Origin of the sequence: Actinoplanes sp. NPDC026623, from assembly GCF_040638275.1 — a bacterium.
Lineage (GTDB): Bacteria > Actinomycetota > Actinomycetes > Mycobacteriales > Micromonosporaceae > Actinoplanes.
This window is the reverse complement of the sequence record NZ_JBEZXZ010000407.1, coordinates 1-2,468: the sequence shown is the minus strand read 5'-3', so window position 1 is coordinate 2,468 and position 2,468 is coordinate 1. Positions and strand designations below refer to the sequence as shown.

At 73.5% G+C, this 2,468-nt stretch carries 2 protein-coding genes; one reads left to right on the top strand and one right to left on the bottom strand.

All coding sequences use genetic code 11. The features are described from left to right. Positions 1–156 precede the first annotated feature (156 nt). Positions 157–816, bottom strand: coding sequence for a helix-turn-helix domain-containing protein (locus AB0F10_RS45290; RefSeq protein ID WP_360640766.1), 660 nt, complete (start codon positions 814–816; stop codon positions 157–159). A 99-nt stretch (positions 817–915) separates the two neighbouring features. Between AB0F10_RS45290 and AB0F10_RS45285 the strand changes: the two genes are divergently transcribed. Next, positions 916–2,421: a DHA2 family efflux MFS transporter permease subunit gene (locus AB0F10_RS45285; protein WP_360640764.1), complete on the top strand. Its 1,506-nt coding sequence runs from the start codon at positions 916–918 to the stop codon at positions 2,419–2,421. Positions 2,422–2,468 lie beyond the last annotated feature (47 nt).

The following is a 2,468-nucleotide window of genomic DNA, read 5'->3' as shown; positions in this document are numbered from 1 at the left end:
CGCCGCCCTCGCCGCCGAGGCGGCCTCGCTCGGGCTGGCGGTCGCCACGACCGCGGCGCCGCACGACGACGCCGGGCACGTCCAGCTTGCCCGGCTGCGGGGCGGCGTGCTCGACGCCGGCAGCGACCCGCGCGCCGACGGCATCGCGGCGGTGCTCTAGCAGTTCGGCAGCCAGCTGTCGACGATGGCGTTCACGTCCGGCAGGGTCAGCGGCTCGCCGAGGTCGCCGGTCGCGGGCCCGGCGCGCAGGCCGTCGAGCAGCAGCTGCCGGTAACGGACGTACGCATCCGGGTGGAACGGCTCGCTGTTGTACGCGACCTCGCTGACCATCAGCATGAGCAGCGGCACGTCGTGCACGTTGAAGTCGGCGCGCAGCGTTCCCTCGGCCTGGGCGCGCTCGACGAGGCGCTGCACCGGCGGCCTCATCCGCTTGCCGACCCGGGCCAGCTGGTGGGTGCCGAGCGCGACGTCGCGCAGGCCACGGTCGGCGGCGTGCATGTCGGTGATGCGGCAGAAGAAGGTGGTCAGGCCCTCCCACGCCGTCGGCGCGAGCAGGGCGGTCTCGGCGAGGCCGGCCAGCTCCTCCAGCCGGTCCTCGAGCGCGACCTCGACCAGGGCCTCCTTGGTCGGGAACCGGCGGTACACCGTGCCGATGCCGACGCCCGCGCGGTGCGCCACGTCGTCGAGCGTCGCGGCCAGGCCGCGCGCCGCGAACACCTCGCGCGCCGCCTCGATGATGCGCCTGCGGTTGAGCTCCGCGTCGCGCCGCAGCGGCCGTGGCCCGCCGGACGCGGACCCCATCTCCGTGACGGCCATGTGACCCAGCGTAACAAATGGAGCTTACCCCTCAGCTTCCCCGGCGCCGGCCCGATACGGAGCGAGCACCTCAACTTCCCGCCGCCGCAAAGGACCACGATGACGACGACCACCGAACGACCCCGGCCCGCCGCCAGACCGGCCAAGGTGCCCGCCGCGCCGGACCGGCATACCGGCCGCTGGTGGGCGCTCGTGGTGCTCGCCATGGCGCAGTTGATGGTGGTCCTGGACGCCACGATCGTGAACATCGCGCTGCCCACCGCCCAGCGCGACCTCGGCTTCTCCGACTCCGGCCGGCAGTGGGTGGTCACCGGCTACGCGCTGGCCTTCGGCAGCCTGCTGCTGCTCGGCGGGCGCCTGTCGGACTCGCTCGGCCGCAAGAAGATGTTCCTCATCGGCCTCATCGGCTTCGCGCTGGCCTCCGCCCTGGGCGGCGCCGCGCAGGGCATCGAGATGCTGATCGCGGCCCGGGTCCTGCAGGGCGCGTTCGGTGCCGCACTCGCGCCGGCGGCCCTGTCGCTGCTGTCGACGACGTTCACCGATCCGGCCGAGCGCGGCAAGGCCTTCGGCATCTTCGGCGCGATCTCGGGCGCCGGCGGCGCCGTCGGCCTGCTGCTCGGCGGCTTCCTGACCGAGTACGCCTCCTGGCGCTGGTGCCTGTACGTCAACCTGATCATCGCCGCGGCGGCGGTACTCGGCGCGACGCTCAAGCTGCACGACGAGCCGGTGCGGGCCCGCGCCCGCCTCGACCTGCCCGGCGTGCTCACCGCCGTCGGCGGCCTGGTCGCCCTGGTCTACGGCCTCGGCAACGCCGAGACCGACGGCTGGAGCGACCCGAAGACCTACGGCTTCATCGCCGTCGGCGTCATCGTGCTCATCGCCTTCGTCGTGATCGAGCGGCGCGTCGCCAACCCGCTGCTGCCGCTGCGGGTCGTGCTCGACCGCAACCGCGGCGGCGCCTACGCCTCGGTCGCCGTGGCCGGCGCGGCCATGTTCGGCGTGATGCTCTTCCTCACCTACTACCTCACCAACACCCTCGGCTTCACCCCGGTGCAGACCGGCCTCGCCTTCATGCCCATGCTCGGCGGCATCATGCTGACGGCCACCACCGTCGGCTCGATGCTCACCCCGCGCATCGGCCCGCGCCCGCTGGTGCCGATCGGCGCGCTGGCCGCGGCCGCCGCCATGGTCTACCTGACCCGCCTCGACCTGCACTCCAGCTACGCCGGCGGGGTGCTGCCCGGCCTGATCCTGATGGGCCTGGGCATGGGCCTGATCTTCGCGCCCACCCAGAACACCGCGACCTCCGGCGTGCGGCACACCGACGCCGGCGTCGCCTCGGCAATGATCAACACGGCGCAGCAGATCGGCGGCTCGGTCGGCACCGCGCTGCTGAGCTCCTTCGCCGCGAGCGCCGCCGCCGACTACCTCAAGGGCAAGACCCTGAGCCCGCAGACGCAGGCGCTGGCCATGATGGACAGCTACCACACCGTGTTCTGGTGGTCTGCCGCGCTCTTCGTCGTCTGCGCCGTCGTCTCCGGGCTGCTGCTGCGCAGCGGGCCGCTCGCCGTCGACCCGGACGCCCCGCCGGTCGTCGCGCACTGAGCCTGGCAATCGAAAAAAGCGGCCGGGGCCGCGGCGCCTGGCGGGGC

Excerpts from the sequence above, each read along its gene's own strand:
- AB0F10_RS45290 (WP_360640766.1), bottom strand. The coding sequence starts at position 816 with ATGGCCGTCACGGAGATGGGGTCCGCGTCCGGCGGGCCACGGCCGCTG.
- AB0F10_RS45285 (WP_360640764.1), top strand. The coding sequence starts at position 916 with ATGACGACGACCACCGAACGACCCCGGCCCGCCGCCAGACCGGCCAAG.